Origin of the sequence: Microcoleus sp. K5-D4, assembly GCF_036704575.1 — a bacterium.
Classification (GTDB): domain Bacteria; phylum Cyanobacteriota; class Cyanobacteriia; order Cyanobacteriales; family Microcoleaceae; genus Microcoleus.
Genome location: NZ_JAUBSD010000007.1, coordinates 57,990 through 80,561 on the forward strand (window position 1 = coordinate 57,990; position 22,572 = coordinate 80,561).

Consider the following 22,572-nt stretch of genomic DNA (forward strand, 5'->3'; position numbering starts at 1 on the left):
ATTGTTGCAAGGCGGGTAATATCCCCCTTTCCCAATCTATCAGAGTACCGTAGCAGTTAAAATTCACAACTTCAAATTGATTGAATTCAAGCATACTTCGCTCCTAGTTTAGGGTTGATATTCCGCAAAAATTTCAATTTTTCCGACAATGCTTTGATTGAATTGAGCCAATTCTTCTGCGGGAATCCAATATTCTTGGTGAATCGAACTGCCCACATTTTGAACCGGATATTTTTTTAAGAATTCAGCCCCCACTCGAAACCGGGTTACATAGCCGAAATATCCCGATGCTGCATCTCTTGTATTCCAATCTCGCGCTATTTGTATGGCATAGGCTTTGTGAACTACGGGATAAAAAGTAGGCTGAAAGGATAAGCGTGGCGGAAATGCCAGAAAATCACTTTCTTTAATTAGTTCCATTTCTTTTTTGCCTACGGCTCGGAACAGCGTTACTGTTTCTTGATCTGAGATATTGATATTTTTAAACCAAGCTTTCCAACCATCCCAATTGTGAACTATTTTCGCCAATTCAGCGTAACCGGCGGCCCCGGGATGGGAGCCATCGTTTTCGGTAAGTTCTTTTTGCCAAATTTCCGATTTTTGCAGCGGGGTACAAACATCTAGATAAGGCACGTTTAACTCGCTGCAAACTTGAGAAAACTGTTCGGATAAGTTGGCAATCCGGCTTGTACGCTCGGCATCGATAACTGGCGGTGGCCCTACCATTAAAACTGGGACTCTTTCTTGGGCAGACTTGAGAATATATCGCGCATTTTCAATTGATTTCTCAACTTCAATGCGAATTTTTTCGTTTTCTAGATAAGTGTCGTTGACGCCAAAGGAAAATACTATTCTGCCGTCGCCGTAGTGAGGTAAGCGGCAAGAAACTTCGCTGAACCAGCGAGTTTCTATATCGGCACTGGTTTCTCCCCTTATTCCTAAATTGTAGTAGGTAATATCGTGTCCTTGTCCGCAAGCGGCCGCGCAAATCCGTCCTGTCCAACCGAGACATTTTGGATCGCAAGTACCATTTACAAAAGAATCACCGATAAAACAAATACGCATATTATGTGTGGGAATTGGGAATTGTTGACTGTTGACTGTTGACTGTTAACTAATGATGGATGACTACTAACAACTGACTACTGCCAACTGCCAATTAACTTTAATTCTTGCCGATGACGGACAATCCTTCTACAATTACAGATGGTGTGTGGCAAGAACCGTTCCACTCGGAGTCTTCTCCCAATTCTACTAATTGTTTGAGGACGCTGTAGACGTTCCCAGCTACCATTGTGTCTTTGATTCTGCCGACTATTTCACCTTTTTTGACTCGGTAGCCGAGATCGACGTTAATCGAAAAATCGCCGGAAATTCCGGCACTGCCACCAAGCATTTGATCGACTACAATTCCGTCGTCTAATTTAGCGATTAAATCGATTAGCGAAAGCGAACCTGGTTTAATCAAAACATTGAACAAACTAGGCGTGGGATAGCTGCCTAAACCTGGGCGAAATCCGTTGCCGGTGGTGCCACTGCCCAAGGCTCGACCGGTGGTGCGATCGGTATAAAATAGCTGCAACACTCCATTGTTGATAAAGACGATCGCCCGAGTTGGAGTACCTTCGTCGTCAAAAGGACAGCTATAAGGCCCGATATCCGGCTGCTGCGAAAGGGTGACAAGCGGCGATGTCACTTGTTGGCCTAATCGATCGTTCCAAGGTGAAGCGCCTTCGAGTACCTGTTTGCCGTTCAACGCCGCACACACAGTCCCCCACAGTAAATCGGCTGCTTTGGCTGTAAATAGCACCGGCACGCGCCCCGTGGGGGGGGCTACATTGTCTTTCGCCCATTCCAAACGCTGCAAAACTCGCCTGGCGCTGGTGTTTAAGTCGAGAGTACCGCGTTCGGTTTCGCCTTCCCAAATGTTGAGGAAATCTTCGCCCCGCACTAATTCTGCTGATAAGTAACCGCTGAGGGTGGTATCGGTGTGACTCGAATCCAAGCCTCTGGTGTTCACCAAGCGGGTGCTCTCGATTTCGCAGTCGAGTTCGGCGGTGCAGAGGCTTTCTGGATAGGCTTCGCGGACGATCGCGATCGCCTCTTTGCCCCAGTTTACTAGCTGTTCAGCCGGCACCGACACTCCGCGATCGGGATAAACAACTTTCTCACCGGTGCCGAGTTCGATGGTTTCCGGTTCGTTGAGTTGTGAAAGCGCGATCGCCCTGTCCACCAAAATTTGCAGTTCCACAGGCCCGTAGGCCACCGCCAAACCCGGCCGCCCATCCCGCCACAGCCGCAGTGCAATGCCTTCTGCTTGGGCGGTTTCTAGCTGTTTGAGGCGGTTTGCTTCAAAAAAGACCGGCCGTGAGATCGATTGCGATTCCAATACCTCAGCAGCTTCTGCACCTGCTTTGGTGGCTAGTTCTAACAGTTGTTCTGCTGATTGCTGGTTGGTCATTGTTCTCGGTGGTTGGTAATGGGCGATCGGTAATACTATTTTCGATTTTCGATTTTCGATTTTCGATTAAAGAATTGGCAAGGACTTACTGGGTATGGGTTTGGATCGCGGGCATACATTTAGATTCTTTGGGGAAACTGCTGGAATGGGCGATCGCAAGATTGTACGCATTTGTGATTGTTTCCATCTTGCCAATCGCGTCACTCGATTTTAGCTTTTAGATTTTAGGTGTTAGATTTACTCCACAGATGAATCTGGGAACTTGAACTAGAATCTAAAATTTTGATATCTCCACGACAGGAGTACGTGGCACGGTATCCGTTTTTGGCTGTGGTCAGAAATCGAATTTTTTGCAGCAGGTCAAATCTCAAAGCAGAGATTTTGGGTCAAAAAAAACTGGTTACTTAAATCGGATAGAGAATGCTGCCTGATATCAGTTATTGCCAAGCGATAGACTAAATAGTTAGTTCGTGCAGCAGCCAAAATCCTGCAAAAGATTCCGATTCGGGATTCGACTGAATTGCTAAGAAATGTACTTTTTTTGCTTGCTTTTTAGCGGCTTCAAATCCTTTCGCTTCTCTCTCAGTTGCTGCGTCTCTGAGATTAGCTAAAATCCAGCGATCGTTAGCTCCCGTATCTAATACCAGCCTAGCAGGTGGGCCGCTCTCAAATTTCAGAAAAGCCAACTCCAACCCCGACATCCAACCTGCCAAAGCTGTTGCTCTCGACGAGTAGATAATTAGTCCCGGAATTTGCGTTTCTGGGGCGAGGCGTGTCATCGGCAGTCCGAAAGCTTCGCCAAATCCGATATCCCACTCGGACATTTCGTCAAAAGCTGCGATCGGCAAACTCACAAACGCCCATTTTTCGCCGATTAAAGCATCCGGCAGCGCAACTGGCGTTTCGGGTACAAATTGAACGCTCGGGTTAACAACCGGTTGATAGCCCGGTTCGGCGGGATAAACGTCTTGCATCCGTTCTTCCAGCCACAGGCTAAGGGCGAGGGTGCGGCGGCTGCAGGCGGCGGGAATGTCCAAGTCATCGCAGGCTTTGGTAATCATGTTCGCCATTTGGCGGCGGAAAAAGCGGATTTTTTCAGGTCGTTTCGGTGCTGCGGCGATCGCCTCTTTAATTGCACCCGCCAGCCACAGGGAATTCACGGTAGAACTGGAGCAGAATTGCGAGTAGCGAAACAGAGATTCGGCTTTGTCGCCTACATTCAGCGGGCTTTCGCAGATCAACACTTCCCATTTTTTTTTCTCTCGCTCGTCTATGATTGGACGGCTGTAAAAGTCGAGTTCCCAAATAGTAGCCATGCCGCGCTGTTAAAAATTAATCCTTTCTCATGTTACCGGACAGCGGACAAGTTTCTGATTCTGACAATTTAAGATTGATTTTCAATCGCGGGCGATCGCACTTTCCCAAAGATTGCCACTTTCCCTTGCAGCTTCCCGTGTAATTTTTGGCAGCAGTTCACCACCGGAAGCATTCGCAACTCCTCGGAGAACTGTCGCGGAGCAATCTCAACACGCGATCGTTTGTTAAACTTGTGCAAGCCAAGGAAAACAAACAGTATAGCTTGATTTCATGAGACACATCATTCTCGAAAAGATTGTTTCAACCTTACAACTTTTAGATTTTGTTCTCGCTTTGTGGCAAGGAGGTTCAGCAGCCCACGGATACACCGACGAGTGGTCAGACCTCGATATTGCGGTTGTGGTTGAAGATAACTGCGTGGAAGAAACATTTGAGATTGTTGAAAAAGCCCTCGCAGAAATTGCCGAAATCGAACTCAAATATCGAGTTCCCGAACCCGCTTGGCACGGTCAATCGCAGTGCTTCTGGCGGCTCAAAGAAACCCCGCCTTTTTTGCTAATTGATTTTGCCGTTTTTCGGCGCAGCAGCCGCAACGATTTTCTGGAAATAGAGAGACACGGACAAGTTCCGATCACCTTTGACAAAGCTAATCTAGCTGTACCCCATCTTTTGGATAAAAACCATCATTTATCCCGAATGCAAACCAGATTCAACGAAATTAAAATCCGTTTCGATTTGCTGCAACCTCTGGTCAAAAAAGAGATTTATCGCGAACATTTAGTAGATGCGATCGGCAACTATCACAATTGGACGCTTCTACCCTTAGTCGAACTGTTGGGCATGATTTACCGTCCCCACAGATATGACTTTGAACTAAAATATTTCACCCGAGATTTTCCGCCCCAAATAGTCGATCGCGTCGCACCGCTTTTCTGCATTGCCAACCTTGAAGACTTAGCAGCCAAACAGCAAATAGCTGAGGTTTTTTTTGCAGAAACTTTACCGCTTGCACAAGCTAATTTTTCCTCTTACAATGCCCTAACAGTAGCGCAATAGGCTCAATATTTCGTACCGAAAGCGATTAATATAGTAGCATCTACCTTAAAGATTAACATCCCATGACAAAACTCAGCGTCAACATCAACAGAATTGCCCTCCTCAGAAACTCTCGAAACATCGGTATCCCCAGCGTTACGGAAGCCGCAAAAACAGTAATTGCTGCCGGAGCTCATGGCGTTACAGTCCATCCCCGCCCCGACGAAAGACATATCAAAGCTGCCGATGTTTATGAATTAGCTAAAATGCTAACCGTTGAGTTCAACATCGAAGGAAATCCGTTTCAGCCGCCATTTATGGATATAGTTTGCGACGTAAAACCGGCTCAGTGTACCTTGGTGCCGGACGCTCCCGACGTGCTAACATCCGATAGCGGTTGGAATATTCCCGAAAATCGCGATCGGCTGTTACCAATCATTCAAAAATTAAAAGACAACGGCATCAGAGTTAGCTTGTTTATGGACGCAGATGCTGCTCTCATGCCGCTAGCAAAAGAAGTTGGAGCAGACAGAGTAGAATTGTACACGGAACCCTACGCAACTGCTTTTCGCGAAGGTAGAGTAGAATCTGTTTTTCAACAATATGTCTTAGCAGCTAAAGCCGCTCAATCAGCAGGTTTAGGGGTGAATGCCGGACATGATTTAAATTTGCAAAACTTAGCTAAATTTTGCTCTATTCCTGATATACTCGAAGTATCAATTGGTCATGCTTTAATTGCGGAAGCGCTAGAAATGGGGTTGTCCAACACAGTAGAAGCTTACCTAAAAATTCTGGCAGGTTCGTAGTACAAATTAACCTCTGGTGGCAGGGCGGATTTGGCAGTAATAAACTCGTTTTTATCAAATATAAAAACTAAATCCGCCCTGCCAACATACAGTATCAAAACTTACGCAAAAAATGGTTTGACACGCTACAAATAGGGTAAGGTGGGGTTCGCAGCGACCTAGATAATTAGGCGCTCGTCAAAAATGAAGTAACACTAGGGGCTGTCACCCCGTGGTGGTGCTAGCCGTTTTCTAGTAGCAAGGCAGAGCCAGAATCCCAGACACCGCGTTTTTTGGGTGTGGGCATTTCTTTAGCAAGAACCTCGGAAAAAGCTTTAATTTTCCTAGACCAAATTACTAATATTCTGTGATGATATTATCCGTAAGGAGTATCATTAAAATGTCCCGACAAACTGAGGCTACTACTTAGCTCCCGCACTGCCAATTTGCTACCAGCAGGTTTTGTGCAAGTACGGGATATTTACGTGTATCCTATCTCCTCCTGTAGCCTCTGTGCGATCGCCCGGTTTAATCCGGTGAAAACAGGCAAACACAAGTAACCATATACAATTCCTTACCCCCCTCGGAAGTGCGACATGAAAAAACTAATTTTACTGACTGGAATGCTACTCATGATGACGGCAAAATCAGTATTTGCCAGCCCAGTAGCCCCCAAAATTGCACCGAGCGAGCTGATGGCTGCCTCGGAAATTACAGAAACCCTTAACAAACCCGTTACCTCTGAATCAGTTCCCAACCTCGAACCGATCAAGCGAATGTCAACCTCGGAAATCCGAGAAACCATCAACCAACCCACCACCTATATTTTTGAAGGCGTCAAAGGGCGAGAACTCACTCTCTCCCTGTGGGCGGGACAACTGACAGCCCAACTGTACAGTCCCAATGGTGAAAATATGGGGGTTATTGAAAAAGCAGACAATCAGTGGATGGGCCAGTTGCCAGAGTCCGGCATCTATCGCGTGCGAGTTACCCCGAAAGGTGAAACCACCAGCTTCGTACTCGGACGCGACTTTAACGCTAAGTGGACTTATAGGCCCGATCGCGCAATTCCCATAGCATTCAAGGAAAAACAAGCCACAATCAAACTCAAAATGTCCGGCTACCAAATCCAGCCAATTACGCTTCAAGGCAAGCAGGGACAGACAATTAGGGTGACAGCTAGCAACAAAAATCTAGATCTGGCGATCGAATCTCCGACGGGACAACTCCTGGATCAAGGCGAAGGTCAAACTTTTGCTCAACTCCCCGACTCCGGTATCTATCGGGTAATCGTAGTTGCCAAGAGGCCGGTCAAGTCTTCAATCCGAGTTTCTGTGCAATAGCAAAGATTGCACAAATACTGTCGGGCGATCGAATTTGCGTCGCCAAAAAAAACAGCTCGCCCAATTGGCGAGCTGTTTTTTGCGTAAAATCAACCTTGGATCAGCGCTTCAAAACGTTCTTGTTTCCAAATGCAGCTTAAATCCGAGTCAGCTAAAGCTAGCTCTCGGTATAAATTAGGGATAAACTCAACAGCTCGCTGCAAATTGTCAAGGGCCAAATCAGCAAATCCCAATAGCGCATAACAGCAAGCTTTATTGTAAAAAGCGTTAGCAAAATCAGGATTTATTTCTAAGACTGTTTCGTAGCAAGCAATCGCCTCAGAGTAGCAGCCTTTTCGTGCCAATTCCACACCCCGGTTGTACCAAATTAAATAATCTTCAAAGGGACGCTCAGATGTGGGAGTAAACTTGCCATTTCTCTGGTTTAAACCTACTAATTTCTCCAAAGCAACTCTCCGTTCGCCCACGGCTTCGGCTCTGCCCGGTTGTAGAGCGATCGATCGGCTAAAACTAGCCACTGCTTGTTTGTAAAGTCCCATAGAGTTCGCAGCTATACCGCGATTGTACCAAGCCTTCGCGTCGTCAGGCTTAAACTCGATCGCCCGGTCAAAACTGTTAAGCGCCTGATAGTAAAGCTTGAGTTCCAACAGGGCATTACCTCGGTTGTACCACGCCCAAGCAGCCTCCGGGTACAAATTTAAACAGCGATCAAAACTCAGAACCGCCTTCTCGTACAGCCCCATATCGATCAGCGTCAGTCCCCGGTTGTGCCAAATACTCGCCGAACACGGACTGAACTCCAGAGCCCGGTCAAAACTGTTGAGAGCTTCCAACCAGCGGCCCAACTTTCCTAAAGCAATAGCCCGGTTGTGCCAGCCAAAGCTCGCATTCGGCTCCACCGCCAAGGCTTCATCAAAACTCTTCAGCGCCTCTAAGTGCCGTTCTAATTTCCCCAGAGCCATACCTCGGCCGAACCAAGCCTTATAATGATCTGATTGCAACTTCAAAGCTCTGTTAAAGTTCGCCAGAGCACCATGATCATCGTTAGCTTCGAGGTGGCGCGAACCCAGATGGTAATACCAAGCCGCTTCCAAGTTTTGAAGTAAGTTCATAATATTTTGTATCTATCTTAGGGATGATTCTACATGAAACCCTACCTGGAATAAAACTGTAATTCCACTAAAAATATGAAAAATTTGATACAGGGGGATCGCCCGTACACACTGCCAGTAACAACCTCAACAATTTGCGATCCAAACTAACTATTTTCCTCTAGTAAAAAGCTCTGTTAGCTAACCGCACTCATCGTTTTTTAGAGCTGCTGCGAATCTTAACTCTCCGTGAATCACGCAACTCTTACCGCATCCCGAATTAGGTTTGCAGTTACACAAAGAGTCCTAGGGCGCCCCAAGTCTAACTGCAAATCTCCTACTGCTAATAGCTTCTACTTCTGGTTGCCCAATTCAAGCAACCACAACCGCTGTTTTAGCATTCTCACTCAATAGCAACTGGCCTGTTGCATCAATACTAAAATCTTTCCCCAGCAGAAAACCCTGGCCCATCAACCGCTGGCAAACAACCAGCGCAGTAATCCGGCGAATTTCTTCCATCACGTCAGCAGGAATCAAATAACTCAAACTCCAGATCACGGACTCGCAGTCATACCAAATCAAACGCTCAATACTGACAATCATCAAAGCAGCTACACTGTCAACTGACAGCCGCCCTCTGAGATCCGCAATCAAATCCTTACCAATTAAGCTATTGCGAGTCATCATCGCTCTAGCCATCTTCCCAATTTCTTGTTCGAGTTCTAAATGATTCATGCTTGGCACTGGCTTTTATGTTTTTAAAGCACTACTAAAAGTAAAAACAGTAGCCGCTACCAGGCTCTGCCCTAGCGTAGCTGACGCAGGCTCTACCGTAACTCCTTTTAACAAAGTATACCTAAAGAAAGATCAAAAATGTATCTAAAGGCAGATACCAAAATATTATTTTCTGAAACAAATTGGTAAACCAATTCCCACAAGAGTTTTTACGAGTCAATTGAGTATTTATACTTGTTAGAACCGGGCGTAAAGTCAATCGATTTTAGATTTTAGATTTTAGATTGAAGAATTGGAGAATTGGAGAAAGCGACCTCACGGATGAATCCGGGAGGTTGTACCCGGGCGCTTTCGACCGAAGATTGGTAAATTCGCTACATAATAAGGAAGTAGTTACTTCGGAGAAAAAACAGCAATGGCTGCAAACCAGGCAGATATCGATATTGCCCCCTTGATCGACTACGGCCTGATCGACCCCACCGCCACGCCAGAGCAAGTAGAACACTGTTGCCAACAAGCAGAGAGATTTGGCTTTGTCACAGTTTGCGTGTATCCCGCCTACGTCCGGCAAGCAGTTGAGCTGCTGCACGGCAAACGTCCCAAAGTCTGTACAGTTATAGGTTTTCCCACCGGTGCTTCGACTTCAACGGTGAAAGTTTACGAAGCTCTAGAAGCAGCAGATAATGGAGCCGTAGAGTTAGATGTCTCCGTTAACTTAGGATTGTTGAAAGCTGGAAGAATCGACGAATTCCACCGGGAATTAGCCCAAATTTGCGAAGAAACTAATCTCACCATTAAAGCAATTATCGAAAGTTCGCTGCTTTCCGATGCCGAAAAACAATTAGCGGCGGAGATTTGTATGGAAGCTGGTGCCGCCTACATCAAAACCAACACTGGCTTTTTTGGCCCGGCGAAAGTTGACGATGTGCGATTGCTGAAGGAAGTTACGAAGGGACGGATTGGGATTAAAGCGGCCGGCGGAATTCGTACTCATGAACAAGCTCTAGATTTGGTGGTAGCTGGGGCAACTCGTTTGGGGACTTCTCGTGGCCCAGAATTAATCCGCCAACGCGATAATTTAGATAAAAGTCATTAGTGATTAGTGATTAGTCATTAATTATTAATTATTAGCAATGGCTAATTGGGAATTGGTGCGCCCTTACGCACCATACAACTAAAACTTCTGCGTCCTGGACGGTTTTTGCTACTGTCTAATAACAATACTTCGGACAGTTTTTGATTGCCAACTGTAGAATGACTGTTCCAGGTCGATCGACCAACGAGGACAATGAAACTGTCCGAAGTATTGTAGTAAATCTAAAATCTAAAATCTAAAATCGAGTGACTCGAACTTACAAAGCAACTGGAATCAATCTTAAGAGTGCACCGATCGGCGAATCCGATCGAGTGCTGACAATTTTGACGCGGGAATTCGGCTTAATTCGAGCCGTAGCACCGGGTGTTCGCAAACAACGATCGACCATTGGCGGTAGAAGCGAATTATTTGTCGTTAACGAATTGCTAATTGCCAAAGGCCGATCGCTCGACAAAATTACCCAAGCCGACACGGTACAATCCCATCCGGGTTTGAGCCGCAACCTCGGAAAACTCTCCGCCGCGCAATATCTGGCCGAATTAGCGATCGCCAGTGCCCTTTCCGACGAGCCCCAAGAAGAACTCTTTTGGTTGCTGGGCGAACATTTGAGCCGTTTGGAGCGTTTGTCCGATCGCACAGAAATCGAATCCGCCGCCGTGCTTGTCGCCCACCTCAGCCACGGCATTTTTCACCTGCTAGCCTTAGCCGGCCTCGCCCCCCAAGTCCAAGTTTGCTGCGCCACCAGAGGGCCGCTCATCCCAAATTTCACCGATCCGAACTGGCAAACCGGGTTTAGTATACCCTCTGGGGGAACCTTCAGCTTGCCCGAGCTAGCTAACCTAGAGGCAGAACTCTCTTCAGAAATCGGTAGCTTGTACAAATCCGCCTCCCGTTCCCGGCAAACGAATGGCAGCAAGCACTTGACAAATTTTGAGATCAATGCTAATGAATTAGCAGCGCTGCAACAGTTGGCTAGTCCAGAACTAGAAGAGGGGATTGCCGATCGAACAACTTGGGTATCAGTAGAAAATATTTTGCGACAATATGCCCAGTATCATTTAGGTTGCACGATTAGATCGGGAAGCTCGATCGACACCTACCTAGAGAGTTTTGAGTTTTAAACTTTGAGTGTTGATTTAAATAGGTGAACGGGCGATCGTACATCGCACCCCCAACCTGCCGGATACCCGAACCAGCCGACCATTTCAGGTAAATTCTCAAGGTTGTTGCAACATCAGATAATAGATAGAGATAAAGTTACGAGATTATTAATAAACTTAGGGGTTAACACCTCAATTTCAAATTCCCATCCCCCCAACCTCCACCATCCCAGGCCATCCACCCAAATCCTATGATGCGACTGTCCGATTCTGATTTGAGAATATCTGTGTTAGCTGTGACCCACCACAAGATGGAAGAACGAGAAAATTTTCCAGATTTTGACTCTTATCCCGTCTCCGCCGATCGACAATGGAGCAACGTCCCAGACCCAGAAATGGATAAATACCCCACAACTCCCAAAACAGAGTCAACCAACGGCAATAGCCCACAACCCGAAGCAATCGCCCCGGTTCCCACACCAGAGCCAGCAGCAGAAGTCTCGGAAGCAGTAGCCGAAACTCCCGAAAAAGAAACGGGATTTCTGCCAGTGCTTAAAAACCCAAATTTTCTAGCATTGTGGAGTGGGCAAGTTTTTTCCCAACTAGCAGATAAAGTTTATCTCGTACTGACGATCGCCCTCGTGGCCAGCCGCTTTCAAGCGCCAGATCAAACCATCAGCAGGTGGGTATCGGCAATCATGATCGCCTTTACCATTCCCGCAGTGCTGTTCGGAGCTGCTGCAGGCGTGTATGTCGATCGCTGGTCGAAAAAAGCAGTGCTCGTAGCCACAAACCTCCTGCGGGGAGGCTTTGTTTTAACATTGCCCGTACTGCTGTGGCTCTCTGACGGGTGGGAACTCGGTCAACTGCCGCTCGGATTCTGCTTGCTGCTGCTAGTGACATTCCTCGTTTCGACTCTAACTCAATTTTTCGCCCCAGCAGAACAGTCAGTGATTCCCCTAATTGTGGAACGCCGCCACCTGCTATCGGCAAACTCCCTCTACACCACAACCATGATGGGGTCGGTGATTATTGGCTTCGCAGTCGGAGAACCCTTACTAGCTTTAGCCGACACCCTATTTTCCAACCTCGGCGGCGGACTGGGAATCGGCAAAGAATTAGTAGTAGGGGGAAGTTACGCCTTCGCCGGAGTGCTGTTGCTGTCGATGAAAACAGGCGAAAAAAACGAAGTCGAACACGAACCGCCGCACCCCTTAGCAGATTTGCGAGATGGCCTGCGTTACATCAACGATCAACCAAAAGTCCGCAATGCTTTAATTCAACTAATTATTCTATTTTCCATTTTTGCAGCCTTGGCAGTTCTAGCAGTTCGGCTGGCAGAAATCCTCCCCGGTATGAAAGCATCACAATTTGGCTTTTTGCTGGCGGCGGTGGGGGTTGGCATGGCGGGTGGGGCGACGACAGTCGGCTATCTCGGCCATAAATTTTCTCACTCCCAACTGAGTTTAATCGGATCGATCGGCATGGCACTTGCTTTGATGGGCCTTTCTGCATTTACACACCATTTGTGGCTCTCGGTGCTGTTCATTACTCTGTTGGGTTTATTTGCTTCATTGGTGGGAGTGCCGATGCAGACTACAATTCAAGCAGAAACCCCAGAAGAAATGCGGGGAAAAGTCTTCGGGCTCCAAAACAATGCCACTAATATCGCTTTGAGTTTACCGTTGGCTTTGGCCGGGGTAGCGGAAACATTTCTGGGTTTGCCGACAGTATTTTTGGGTTTAGCAGGATTAGCGATGGCTGGGGGTGTCTTAACCTGGTATATTTTCCGTAGCAGTAATAGCAAAGTCGATCGAATCTAAAAAATAACAAACTCTGATTTACTGGAATGCACATCGCTTGGCTAGGAAAAAAATCACCTTTTTGCGGTAACGTCACTTACTCCAGGGAAGTCACCAACGCACTATTAGACCGGGGATACCAGGTCAGTTTCCTGCACTTCGCCCAAGAAGCGGGCCCACTAGACAGGAACAATACGGGGTGGAACATGGCAAATGGTTCGTGGGGCAAGGGAATTGCTCAAACCTCATATACCAATTCGCTCTCGCCCGCTAGTTGCAACGAAGTTTCTTTACCCTGTCACTACAAGTCGCAAATTTATACGATTCCCACTCTCAAGTCCCGCACAGTGCTGATGAAATCTCTGCGGCGGCTCAAACCCGATGTGGTTCACGCTTCCCTGACGCTTTCGCCTCTGGACTTTCTGCTGCCGGAAATTTGTCAAGAATTGAATTTGCCTCTGGTGGCGACTTTTCACCCGCCGTTCGATCGCAAATTGCGGAATTTGACATCAGGAACCCAACACCTGATGTATCAACTTTACGCTCCGTTTTTGGCGAACTACGACTCGACGATCGTATTTTCTTACATTCAGCGGGATATTTTGGTGCGTTTGGGAGTGCCGGAAGAACGGGTGGCAGTGATTCCCAACGGCGTGGATGCTGTTAAATATTCTCCAGGCCCTTCGGGGTTGAAGTCGGAATTAAAGGCCGATCGAATTTTTGTTTACCAAGGCCGCATTGCCCAGGAGAAAAATGTCGAGGCTTTGCTCAAGGCATGGAAACAGTGCAATTTTGGCCCGGGTAACGTATTGGCGATCGTAGGCGACGGGCCCCTAGCAGCCTCGCTGCAACTGTTTTACGGCGAAGAGGATGGCATTGTGTGGCTGGGATTTGTTGCTGAGGAGGAACGCCGGATCGAAATTCTGCGGGGTGCAGACGTATTTATTTTGCCTTCTTTGGTGGAGGGACTGTCGCTGTCGCTGCTGGAAGCGATGGCCTGCGGTTTAGCTTGTTTGGCAACGGATGCCGGTGCAGACGGCGAGGCATTGGAGGAAGGCGCGGGGATAGTTTTGAACACTCAGCGGGTACGGAGTCAGTTGCAAACGTTGCTGCCGCTGTTTTGCGATCATCCTGAGTTGGGAATGCTGCTTGGTCAAAAAGCACGCCAACGAGCGATGGAGCGATACACTCTCAGTCAGAATATTACTGAGTTGGAAAAGCTGTACTCAGAGGTTTTGCAAAAGCAGCGCGTACTAATTCGCGGTTTAGCATGATTCAGCAGGAAGAAGGAACTCCGAACCAGTTGAAATTAAGCCGTTTATCCGTGTCAAAATTCTTGTCGTGCCTTCCTTCTTCCTTTGCAAATGACATACAAAAATCCCGCTCCTACAGTTGATATTATCATCGAATTAGCCGATCGCCCCCATCGGCCGATCATACTCATCGAACGCCGCAATATTCCCTACGGCTGGGCAATTCCCGGAGGTTTTGTCGATTACGGAGAATCGGTAGAAACGGCGGCAAAACGCGAAGCTTTAGAAGAAACGAGTTTGAATGTAGAATTAATTGAGCAATTTTACGTTTATTCCGACCCAAATCGCGACGCCCGCGAACACACTATCAGTATTGTATTTTTGGCTTCTGCAACGGGCGAACCTCAAGCCGCCGACGATGCTAAAAATTTAAAAATTTTTGAATCTTGGCAGATTCCCCACCAATTATGTTTCGATCACGATCGCATTTTACGAGATTATTGGCGTTACCGTCATTATGGATTGCGGCCGCGTTTGTAGGGTGAGGATTTGTTAACCGCAGATGCACGCGGATTAAACCAGATTAATTGCTATGATTTATCGATGATTTATCTGTGTTAATCTGCGGTTAAATTCATTAAACTAAATTCTATGGCAAGCTTGACAATATTAGGCGGAGGTGCTTGGGGTTCGGCACTGGCCAATCTGGGAGGCAAAAAAGGATCTCGAGTTAATTTGTGGTCGCGCAGCAGTTCTGTTAATCTAGAATCAGTTATAACAGGTGCGGATGTTGTTGTTTCGGCAGTTTCGATGAAAGGAGTTGGAGCAACAGTCGATCGACTTTTGGCGTTAGAGTTAAGTCCCAGTACAATTATAGTTACTGTCACCAAAGGTTTAGACCCCGCGAGCACGCGCACTCCGTCTCAAATTTGGCAAAATGCTTTTCCTAACAATTCAATTGTGGTACTTTCCGGCCCCAATCTTTCCGAGGAAATTCAGCAGGGATTGCCGGCGGCAACGGTAGCCGCGAGTTCGGATTTAGCGGCGGCAAAGCAAGTGCAAAATATTTACAGTTCCGATATTTTTCGGGTTTATGTGAATGAAGACCCGCTGGGGACTGAGTTAGGTGGAACTTTGAAAAATGTATTTGCGATCGCCGCTGGTGTTTGCGACGGTTTACAATTAGGAACTAATGCTAAATCGGCTCTGCTGACTCGCGCTTTGCCGGAAATGATTCGGGTGGGAGTTCGTTTGGGAGCTCGCGCAGAAACTTTTTACGGTTTGTCTGGTTTGGGAGATTTGCTCGCTACTTGCAACAGTCCTTTATCGCGCAATTATCGGGTTGGTTTCGGATTAGCTGAAGGCAAATCTTTGGAGCAAATTTTGCAGGAATTGCAGAGCACTGCTGAGGGTGTTAATACTACTAATGTGTTGATTGATTTGGCTAATCAACGCGGCATAGAAGTTCCTGTTTCTCGTCAAGTTTATCGCTTATTAAATAGTGAAATTACTCCAGAACAAGCCGTTTTATCGTTGATGGAACGAGCTTTAAAACCTGAGATTTTATAACCTATACGACTAGATAGGTAAGGACTTAAGCAAAGCCTAAGTCCCTAGCCGTAGCTGAAGTTTCAAGAAGCGGTGTCACCAGTTGCTAGTTATGAATTAAGAGTTATCAGCGACATTGGTTGAGCGGTCAGATTGACTTTTCCATCGCTCGGTAGATACAGAGTTTAAGGAATTGAAGAGGAGTTGTGAATCCCCAACTCTTTAACTGAGCGCTGCTACTACTTAAGTCATAACTTATAACTCATAGCTGGGCGAGCTAGTTGCACCAGCTTTACATCTTGCCGTGCTGCATTACCTGTTGAAGGTGCTGCCGAATTTCCTGCGCGTGTTCCATGTCAGTTTGCTGCAATTTTTGAAACAGTTCAGCACAAGGCTGAGAACCCATTTCTTGAGCATCTTTCATGTAAGTGTCGTAGGCTTTCAAAGCTTCAGACTTGTTTTGCAAAACTGTTAACAAATCGTACTCGAGGTTGCTGATGACTTTACTACCGTTAGTGTTCATAAACTTACCCTCTGCTAGGATTTGTCCCCAGTTTGACCGATTTGGGGATGACTGTTCATCTGTCTAAAAGGGTAGATAATTTTTACTTGCCGCCGTAATAAAACGCAACTTCTTTATCTTTCAGTGGCGCGAAGTCAGCAGCAACGAGCATTTTATCGAGCTCGCTTTGAGGCAGATGTTTGACACCGATTCGGACAATGCGCGATCGCATTGTATTTGACACGCCACTGCGCTGTCTGCCGGCTTCTAATCCCATCACTTGCTTGTAGAGGTCTAATTTTGCTTGCGGAATCGGAGTACCGTCAAAGTCGATTCCAGAGGCGATCGCAACATCGATCGCATCTGCACCAGTTGTAGATTGAGCCGTTGAGTTGGTTTCTGAAGACATTGTGCTATTAAATGGAAGTTTGTTGTGGAAGCATTTTATCAGATCACTCTTTAATTTGGTAAAATTTGTCCATATTTTGCGCTTGCATGAATATTTGACGCTTGCATGAATAATTGGCGTTTGCCCGAAAGTCCGCCGGGGGTTTTAACCCCCGTCTCACAGAGCAAGTCCACTTCAGTGGACTAAAGATAAAAATAAAAAATGCTTTCCAGTCCTTTTTCGAGGACTTTTGCTATTAGACACGGGTTTAAACGCCCGGCGGACTTTCGGACTGACGAACCAACAAAGTGACAGACTTAATTATAGTGAAAAAAACCGATCAACTTCGCTCAAATCCACATTTCCTCCACTCACAATCACGCCAATACTCGCATTTTCAGCCTTCACAACACCTGACAACAAAGCCGCCGCCGCTAACACTCCCGTCGGTTCCACAACTATCTTCATGCGTTCCCACATAAAAAACATTGTCTGGCGAATTGCGTCTTCGGAAACTGTTGCCATATCGTCCACATAATGCAGCACCAAAGGAAAGGTTAATTTCCCCAAAGATGGCGTGCGCGCACCGTCAGCAATCGTATCCGGGTTAGTAACAGTTTGTAGGGTTTTCGTGCGGAACGATCGCGCAGCATCGTCTGCTTGCTCGGGTTCTACTCCTATTACTTTACACTGCGGAGACAAAGTTTTTGCTGCGATCGCGCATCCCGACAGCAAACCCCCGCCACCGCAGCAAACTAACAGCAAATCCAACTCCCCAACTTCTGCGATTAATTCCAGCACCGCCGTACCTTGTCCCGCAATCACCCGCGCGTCATCATAAGGAGGAATAATTGTCAAGTGTCGCTCCTCGGCAATTTTGGCAGTGAGCTCTTCCCGCGCAACTTGAGTGCGATCGTACAAAATAATTTCCGCACCATAGCCGCGAGTCGCCTCTTGCTTGACTTTGGGCGCATCAGCAGGCATGACAACAGTAGCAGGAATTTCTAGCAACCGCGCCGCCAGGGCGATCGCCTGCGCGTGATTTCCCGAAGAAAAAGTCAACACTCCCCGCTGTTTTTCGGCTTCAGATAGCTGCATCAAAGCATTGCAAGCACCCCGAAATTTAAACGAACCCGTGCGCTGAAAGTTTTCGCATTTGAAAAATACCTGAGAATTTGTGCGTTTGTTGAAAGTTTCCGAAGTCAGCACCGGCGTCTTGAAAGCTTTGCCCTGCAAGCGCTTTGCCGCCGCCTCCACATCGACGAAAGAGACTGACAAGGGATTTTGGGTACTCAATGGGGCACTCATAGATTTTAGATGGGGGCGATCGAGGACTTTATTTGTAGGAGGGGCATGGCCCGCTTCACTCCTACGATTAAATTATAAATTTTTATTATATTTTGGAGGACAAGAATTATTAGGTGTCGCACTTAATGGTTAAAAAAGCTGTTGACTAAAATCAAAGTTATGACAATTTACTCTCAAAAAGTAAAGTGGCGTTTTTACTTGCATAGGAGAGGGATTAATGAATACAAATTTAACCACATCCCGATTAATTGTATGGAAATGGCACGGCGCTGTATCCAGATTTCGGGTAACGGGTAAAATAAACCGGATGGGATGGTGAAATTGCCCTCGCGAGTGCGATCGACTCCAACCATCGACAACAACGCAAAAGAGGACACGGCAATGCCATTTCCCTACCCAAAAAATAGCAACTAAATTGTTTAACAATTACAAAAAAAAAGGACACAGTATTACTATGTCCTTACCTCTGTATTGTAGGGACACAGCATTGCTGTGTCCCTAACCGTACCGATATCCCGATTAGAATTCTTGCCGTTTAGAACAAGAACAATTCAGAATTACCGGAAACTCCCAAATTGACATCGACAGTGGCAAACAAACTGTTACCACCAACCGTAGAACCGTTGCTATCGTAATACAGTTTAGTAGACAAACCGTCGTAGATAGCCATGATGGACGGCCCGGTTAAAGTTCCTTCAAACACAGTTACATCAGACACTGTACTGCTGTAAGCGTAGAAACTCGAACCCAAAGGCCCAGATCCGGTGGTAAAGGCTGCAAAACCAGTGCTGTCGAGGTTAATTAGATCGTCAGCAGTGCTGTAATTGGTAATTACATCCCCGCCCTCAGCAGTAGTTCCGCTGAACACAAACACATCCAAACCAGCACCGCCGTTGAGAACATTGGTTCCCACACCACCGATTAAAGTGTCATTCCCCTCGCCGCCGTTGAGAGTATCGCTACCCGCGCCGCCGAAGATGCTGTCGTTACCTGCACCGCCGTCGAAAATATCAGCACTCGATCCGCCGTTCAAGATGTCAGCAAACTCAGTGCCGGTGACGTTATTAGCTGTCGCACTTCCTGTAAATAAGACAGGAGTGGTGAAGTTGTAACCGCCAACACCAGAACCGAAATTGTTAACTCCGTTTGTCGGGAAAGTACCGGGATTAGTGATTAAATCCACAACGCTGCCTGAGTTGGTAGTAGTACCAGCAGGAGAAGATGCGATCGTACCTGTAAATACAAAGTCCGCCGTTCCCAGATTGCTAGCAGCAGTACCCAGATTCGCAATCAAGGTCGAACCACCTGTCACCGTACCGTTCGAGTCAAAATACAACACAGTCTCGTTCGCAGCATTCGTAAAGGCGAAGAAACCAGCAGTTGTAGAATTGCCCAGGACCTTAGTTTGTGCATCTTCCAAAGAGGCATAACTGCCGCCGGTGAAAATCACGAACTCTTTGCCAGTAATGTCAGGAGTTGAACCGCTCACACCGTCAAAGTTAGTCGTAGTCAAATTGCCGAAAGCGCTCGCGCTAAACTCGAATTTGTCAGTTCCAGCAGTAAAGTCAGTAATCGTATCACCGCCTTCGCCTGTTGCTTTGTAAACAAACAGATCCGCACCAGAACCGCCAGTCAGAATATCTGCACCGCTGCCGCCGCTGAGGATGTCAGCAAACTCAGTACCAGTGACGCTGTTAGCATCAGCATTTCCGGTAAACAAGACAGGAGTGGTGAAATTGTAACCGCCAGCACCAGAACCGAAATTGTTAACTCCGGTCGGGAAAGTACCGGGATTAGTGATTAAATCGACAGCGCTGCCGGAGCTGGTAGTAGTACCAGTGGGAGAAGTACCAGTGTCAGAAGACGTGATCGTACCTGTGAATACAAAGTCCGCCGTGCCCAGATTGCTAGCAGCAGTACCCAGATTCGCAATCAAGGTCGAACCACCTGTCACCGTACCGTTCGAGTCAAAATACAACACAGTCTCGTTCGCAGCATTCGTAAAGGCGAAGAAACCAGCAGTTGTAGAATTGCCCAGGACCTTAGTTTGTGCATCTTCCAAAGAGGCATAACTGCCGCCGGTGAAAATCACGAACTCTTTGCCAGTAATGTCAGGAGTTGAACCGCTCACACCGTCAAAGTTAGTCGTAGTCAAATTGCCGAAAGCGCTCGCGCTAAACTCGAATTTGTCAGTTCCAGCAGTAAAGTCAGTAATCGTATCACCGCCTTCGCCTGTTGCTTTGTAAACAAACAGATCCGCACCAGAACCGCCAGTCAGAATATCTGCACCGCTGCCGCCGCTGAGGATGTCAGCAAACTCAGTACCAGTGACGCTGTTAGCATCAGCATTTCCGGTAAACAAGACAGGAGTGGTGAAATTGTAACCGCCAGCACCAGAACCGAAATTGTTAACTCCGGTCGGGTAAGTGTTCCCAGCAGCAGTTAAATCAACAACGCTGCCTGAGTTGGTAGTAGTACCAGCAGGAGAGGCGATAGTACCTGTAAATACAAAGTCCGCCGTTCCCAGATTGCTAGCAGCCGTACCCAAGGAAGCAATAAGCGTCGAACCACCGGCCACTGTACCGTTCGAGTCAAAATACAACACAGTCTCGTTCGACGCATTCGTAAAGGCGAAGAAACCAGCAGTTGTAGAATTGCCCACGGCCTTAGCTTGTGCAGCTTCCAAAGAGGCATAACTGCCGCCGGTGAAAATCACTAACTCTTTGCCAGTAATGTCAGGAGAAACCCCGCTAACACCGTCAAAGTTAGTCGTAGTCAAATTGCCGAAAGCGCTCGCGCTAAACTCGAATTTGTCTACCCCAACAGTAAAGTCGGAAATTTTATCGCCGCCTTCTTTAGTTGTCCTGTAAACAAACAGATCCGAACCAGTGCCACCGCTTATGACATCCAAACCGACGCCGCCGGTGATGGTATCGTTGCCGTCGCCGCCCTTGAGGCTATCGTTAAAGTTGCTGCCGACAATCTTGTCATCGCCTGCTAAACCATCGTAATTAACTGGGGCCGGAGAAGTGGTGAAATCCACATTGTCAGCACCAGCAGTACCGACAGGAATATTTAGTGGCGGGCCCGTGAAGACAAAGTTACTGAGTTGCAGGCGAATGCTCGCCGAGAAACTGGTGACAACTTCAAAGCGCCCCTCAACAGAAAATACCAGTACGGAACGGCCGGTCTCGGCATCTATAAACTGACAGAAAGTAGGCACGTCTCCGTTGCCACCCAAAGCTACAAACCGCGCTTGCAAAGACGCGATGCTGGTAACAGTGATATCCGTGGTGAAGTCGAGCAAATTAGCGCTGCCGATCGACCCAACAGCAGTAGTAGCAGTAATATCCAGTCGGGTCAAGCTAGAAACGGTGAGATTACCAAAAGCTGCCGTAGAAAGCTCTAAAAGATCGCCATCGACCTTAAAGTCAGTAATTAAGTCAGCTTCTGCAACTGTTTGAATCTGTTGGCGGGAAGTGCGGTAAACATAGCGATTGTTTCCATCACCCCCACTTAGAACATTGGTTCCTAGGCCGCCTTCGATCGTGTCATTTCCCTCATTTCCACTTAATGTGTCATTCCCAGCACCGCCTATTACTGTGTCATCGCCGATGCCAGCTTCGATATTGTCATCGTCATCGCCGCCGTCGATATCGTCAGCGTCATTGCCGCCTTTAATTGTGTCCTTGCCCAAGCCTCCTTTTAGTGTGTTTTTGCCTAGGCTAACTTCGATATAATCATCGTCATCGCCGCCGTCGATATCGTCATCGCCATCGCCGCCGATGATTGTGTCCTTGCCTTTGCCGCCGATGATTGTGTCTTTGCCTTTACCGGCTGTAATGTTATCGTTACCATCGCTGCCTACGATGTTGTTAGGGAGCGTCGCAGAACCGGCAATAGCTTGACCTTCTGGATTGCCAGCAAAATTAAAGGAATTTTGCTCGATTTTCAAGCTAAAACGCTTGCCGGTGAGAGCTCTTTGGCCGTTGGTAGCTTCAAAACCAAAAGTAGCCGCACCGACAAAACCTACTGCCGCTCTGAAAGTTACCCTGCCTGCGTTAATGTCTTCTTGAGTGAAGGTAACGCCCGTTTGTGTTACGGCGACTCCCTTAACAAATAGTTGCCCGGTTGTAGCAGGGGGCAGCTCGGTTAGCGTGAAGGTTATGCCGCCAGGACCTTGCCCGGTATCGGAAACACGCAACAAATCAGGAGTAATAGTTTGCTCCTGGCCGCTGGAACCAGCAATCAGGGTCTCACTAACTTCCAGTTGCGGAGGGTTAAAAATCGGAGTTTGAGGTTGAGTTGGAGTTTGAGGTTGAGTTGGAGTTGGAGTTTGAGGATTAACTCCCAAAAAGTCGGCCGCAGTGATAAGCGTTGCGTTGACATTCAACAATAGCGCGATCGCGAAGTTATTGACCCGAATTTCGGTATTGACACCGATTTGTATAAAGGTCAAGCTGCTAAAGTTCAAGTCGCCAAACAGCAGAAACTGGTCGCTGCCGTCCTCGAAGTCAGCGATGACTGCAGTTACCCCAGCGTTACCGTTACTCAGGACATAGTCGTCATCTCCAACACCGCCTATACAGGTATGGTTGCCAGTACCGCCCATCAGCGTATCGTTGCCGTTGCCGCCCATCAGCGTATCGTCGCCGTTGCCGCCGCCGCTAACGCTGTCGTCGCCGTCGCCGCCGCCTGCCACGTCATTGCCGTCGCCAGTAACGAGGGTATCGTTGCCGCCACCGCCCATCACACTGTCGTCGCCGGCACCGCCCATCACGCTGTCGTCGCCGTCGTCGCCTTCACAC

Annotated in this window: 18 protein-coding genes; 9 read left to right on the forward strand and 9 right to left on the reverse strand. The window is 47.5% G+C overall.

Annotated features, from left to right (window positions below):
• Nucleotides 1-108: 108 nt before the first annotated feature.
• The 3 genes from QUA77_RS04140 to QUA77_RS04150 form a co-directional block, all read right to left on the reverse strand.
• Nucleotides 109-1,065 (reverse strand): GDSL-type esterase/lipase family protein, encoded by a 957-nt coding sequence (locus QUA77_RS04140; protein ID WP_333449335.1) that lies wholly within the window; start codon nucleotides 1,063-1,065, stop codon nucleotides 109-111.
• Between the two features lie 100 nt (nucleotides 1,066-1,165).
• The gene (locus tag QUA77_RS04145) at nucleotides 1,166-2,461 is read right to left on the reverse strand and encodes a TldD/PmbA family protein (RefSeq protein ID WP_333449336.1); all 1,296 of its coding nucleotides are present in this window, start codon (nucleotides 2,459-2,461) and stop codon (nucleotides 1,166-1,168) included.
• Between the two features lie 455 nt (nucleotides 2,462-2,916).
• A complete protein-coding gene (locus tag QUA77_RS04150) occupies nucleotides 2,917-3,777 on the reverse strand; it encodes a Tab2/Atab2 family RNA-binding protein (RefSeq protein WP_333035682.1) in 861 nt (286 codons plus the stop codon).
• Nucleotides 3,778-4,048: 271 nt separating this feature from the next.
• Here QUA77_RS04150 and QUA77_RS04155 point away from each other — a divergent pair, with 271 nt between their 5' ends.
• From QUA77_RS04155 to QUA77_RS04165, 3 genes are all read left to right on the forward strand, one after another.
• On the forward strand, nucleotides 4,049-4,834 hold the full coding sequence (locus tag QUA77_RS04155) for a nucleotidyltransferase domain-containing protein (RefSeq protein ID WP_333449337.1): 786 nt from the start codon (nucleotides 4,049-4,051) through the stop codon (nucleotides 4,832-4,834).
• Nucleotides 4,835-4,896: 62 nt separating this feature from the next.
• On the forward strand, nucleotides 4,897-5,619 hold the full coding sequence (locus QUA77_RS04160) for a pyridoxine 5'-phosphate synthase (RefSeq protein WP_333449338.1): 723 nt from the start codon (nucleotides 4,897-4,899) through the stop codon (nucleotides 5,617-5,619).
• 575 nt (nucleotides 5,620-6,194) lie between these two features.
• A complete protein-coding gene (locus tag QUA77_RS04165; protein WP_333035678.1) occupies nucleotides 6,195-6,941 on the forward strand; it encodes a hypothetical protein in 747 nt (248 codons plus the stop codon).
• Between the two features lie 89 nt (nucleotides 6,942-7,030).
• Here QUA77_RS04165 and QUA77_RS04170 read toward each other — a convergent pair whose 3' ends face one another.
• Nucleotides 7,031-8,053 carry a tetratricopeptide repeat protein gene (locus QUA77_RS04170; protein ID WP_333035676.1) on the reverse strand — a complete coding sequence of 341 codons (1,023 nt, stop codon included), beginning with the start codon at nucleotides 8,051-8,053 and terminating at the stop codon, nucleotides 7,031-7,033.
• A gap of 351 nt (nucleotides 8,054-8,404) precedes the next feature.
• Entirely contained in the window at nucleotides 8,405-8,767 is a 363-nt protein-coding gene (locus QUA77_RS04175; RefSeq protein WP_333035674.1) for a hypothetical protein, read from the reverse strand.
• 415 nt (nucleotides 8,768-9,182) lie between these two features.
• Here QUA77_RS04175 and deoC point away from each other — a divergent pair, with 415 nt between their 5' ends.
• The 6 genes from deoC to QUA77_RS04205 all read left to right on the forward strand — a co-directional run bounded on the left by deoC (nucleotide 9,183) and on the right by QUA77_RS04205 (nucleotide 15,587).
• Nucleotides 9,183-9,863, forward strand: a complete 681-nt coding sequence (deoC, locus tag QUA77_RS04180) for a deoxyribose-phosphate aldolase (protein WP_333035673.1) — start codon at nucleotides 9,183-9,185, stop codon at nucleotides 9,861-9,863.
• A gap of 245 nt (nucleotides 9,864-10,108) precedes the next feature.
• Nucleotides 10,109-10,984 carry a DNA repair protein RecO gene (recO, locus tag QUA77_RS04185; RefSeq protein ID WP_333449339.1) on the forward strand — a complete coding sequence of 292 codons (876 nt, stop codon included), beginning with the start codon at nucleotides 10,109-10,111 and terminating at the stop codon, nucleotides 10,982-10,984.
• Nucleotides 10,985-11,214: 230 nt separating this feature from the next.
• The gene (locus tag QUA77_RS04190) at nucleotides 11,215-12,786 is read left to right on the forward strand and encodes an MFS transporter (RefSeq protein ID WP_333449340.1); all 1,572 of its coding nucleotides are present in this window, start codon (nucleotides 11,215-11,217) and stop codon (nucleotides 12,784-12,786) included.
• A gap of 26 nt (nucleotides 12,787-12,812) precedes the next feature.
• Nucleotides 12,813-14,039 (forward strand): glycosyltransferase family 4 protein, encoded by a 1,227-nt coding sequence (locus QUA77_RS04195; protein ID WP_333449341.1) that lies wholly within the window; start codon nucleotides 12,813-12,815, stop codon nucleotides 14,037-14,039.
• Between the two features lie 90 nt (nucleotides 14,040-14,129).
• Nucleotides 14,130-14,558 carry an NUDIX hydrolase gene (locus QUA77_RS04200; RefSeq protein WP_333449342.1) on the forward strand — a complete coding sequence of 143 codons (429 nt, stop codon included), beginning with the start codon at nucleotides 14,130-14,132 and terminating at the stop codon, nucleotides 14,556-14,558.
• A gap of 111 nt (nucleotides 14,559-14,669) precedes the next feature.
• Nucleotides 14,670-15,587, forward strand: coding sequence for an NAD(P)H-dependent glycerol-3-phosphate dehydrogenase (locus QUA77_RS04205; RefSeq protein WP_333035665.1), 918 nt, complete (start codon nucleotides 14,670-14,672; stop codon nucleotides 15,585-15,587).
• 271 nt (nucleotides 15,588-15,858) lie between these two features.
• On the opposite strand, the gene QUA77_RS04210 is transcribed toward QUA77_RS04205, so the two are convergent.
• The 4 genes from QUA77_RS04210 to QUA77_RS04225 all read right to left on the reverse strand — a co-directional run.
• Nucleotides 15,859-16,089: a hypothetical protein gene (locus QUA77_RS04210; RefSeq protein ID WP_333035664.1), complete on the reverse strand. Its 231-nt coding sequence runs from the start codon at nucleotides 16,087-16,089 to the stop codon at nucleotides 15,859-15,861.
• 82 nt (nucleotides 16,090-16,171) lie between these two features.
• On the reverse strand, nucleotides 16,172-16,477 hold the full coding sequence (locus QUA77_RS04215; RefSeq protein WP_333035663.1) for a small RNA NsiR4-regulated ssr1528 family protein: 306 nt from the start codon (nucleotides 16,475-16,477) through the stop codon (nucleotides 16,172-16,174).
• Between the two features lie 300 nt (nucleotides 16,478-16,777).
• Complete coding sequence (locus tag QUA77_RS04220; protein ID WP_333449343.1) at nucleotides 16,778-17,764, reverse strand: threo-3-hydroxy-L-aspartate ammonia-lyase; 987 nt, start codon at nucleotides 17,762-17,764, stop codon at nucleotides 16,778-16,780.
• Between the two features lie 535 nt (nucleotides 17,765-18,299).
• Nucleotides 18,300-22,572, reverse strand: a 4,273-nt coding sequence (locus QUA77_RS04225) for a cadherin-like domain-containing protein (RefSeq protein ID WP_333449344.1), incomplete at its 5' end; no start/stop codon positions are given.

Bases quoted from the DNA above. Each gene is read 5' to 3' on its own strand.
- QUA77_RS04195 (WP_333449341.1), top strand. From the start codon at position 12,813: ATGCACATCGCTTGGCTAGGAAAAAAATCACCTTTTTGCGGTAACGTC.
- QUA77_RS04175 (WP_333035674.1), bottom strand. From the start codon at position 8,767: ATGAATCATTTAGAACTCGAACAAGAAATTGGGAAGATGGCTAGAGCG.
- QUA77_RS04220 (WP_333449343.1), bottom strand. From the start codon at position 17,764: ATGAGTGCCCCATTGAGTACCCAAAATCCCTTGTCAGTCTCTTTCGTC.
- QUA77_RS04190 (WP_333449340.1), top strand. From the start codon at position 11,215: ATGATGCGACTGTCCGATTCTGATTTGAGAATATCTGTGTTAGCTGTG.
- QUA77_RS04160 (WP_333449338.1), top strand. From the start codon at position 4,897: ATGACAAAACTCAGCGTCAACATCAACAGAATTGCCCTCCTCAGAAAC.
- deoC (WP_333035673.1), top strand. From the start codon at position 9,183: ATGGCTGCAAACCAGGCAGATATCGATATTGCCCCCTTGATCGACTAC.
- QUA77_RS04170 (WP_333035676.1), bottom strand. From the start codon at position 8,053: ATGAACTTACTTCAAAACTTGGAAGCGGCTTGGTATTACCATCTGGGT.
- QUA77_RS04150 (WP_333035682.1), bottom strand. From the start codon at position 3,777: ATGGCTACTATTTGGGAACTCGACTTTTACAGCCGTCCAATCATAGAC.
- QUA77_RS04200 (WP_333449342.1), top strand. From the start codon at position 14,130: ATGACATACAAAAATCCCGCTCCTACAGTTGATATTATCATCGAATTA.
- QUA77_RS04165 (WP_333035678.1), top strand. From the start codon at position 6,195: ATGAAAAAACTAATTTTACTGACTGGAATGCTACTCATGATGACGGCA.
- QUA77_RS04210 (WP_333035664.1), bottom strand. From the start codon at position 16,089: ATGAACACTAACGGTAGTAAAGTCATCAGCAACCTCGAGTACGATTTG.
- QUA77_RS04140 (WP_333449335.1), bottom strand. From the start codon at position 1,065: ATGCGTATTTGTTTTATCGGTGATTCTTTTGTAAATGGTACTTGCGAT.
- QUA77_RS04155 (WP_333449337.1), top strand. From the start codon at position 4,049: ATGAGACACATCATTCTCGAAAAGATTGTTTCAACCTTACAACTTTTA.
- QUA77_RS04145 (WP_333449336.1), bottom strand. From the start codon at position 2,461: ATGACCAACCAGCAATCAGCAGAACAACTGTTAGAACTAGCCACCAAA.
- QUA77_RS04205 (WP_333035665.1), top strand. From the start codon at position 14,670: ATGGCAAGCTTGACAATATTAGGCGGAGGTGCTTGGGGTTCGGCACTG.
- QUA77_RS04215 (WP_333035663.1), bottom strand. From the start codon at position 16,477: ATGTCTTCAGAAACCAACTCAACGGCTCAATCTACAACTGGTGCAGAT.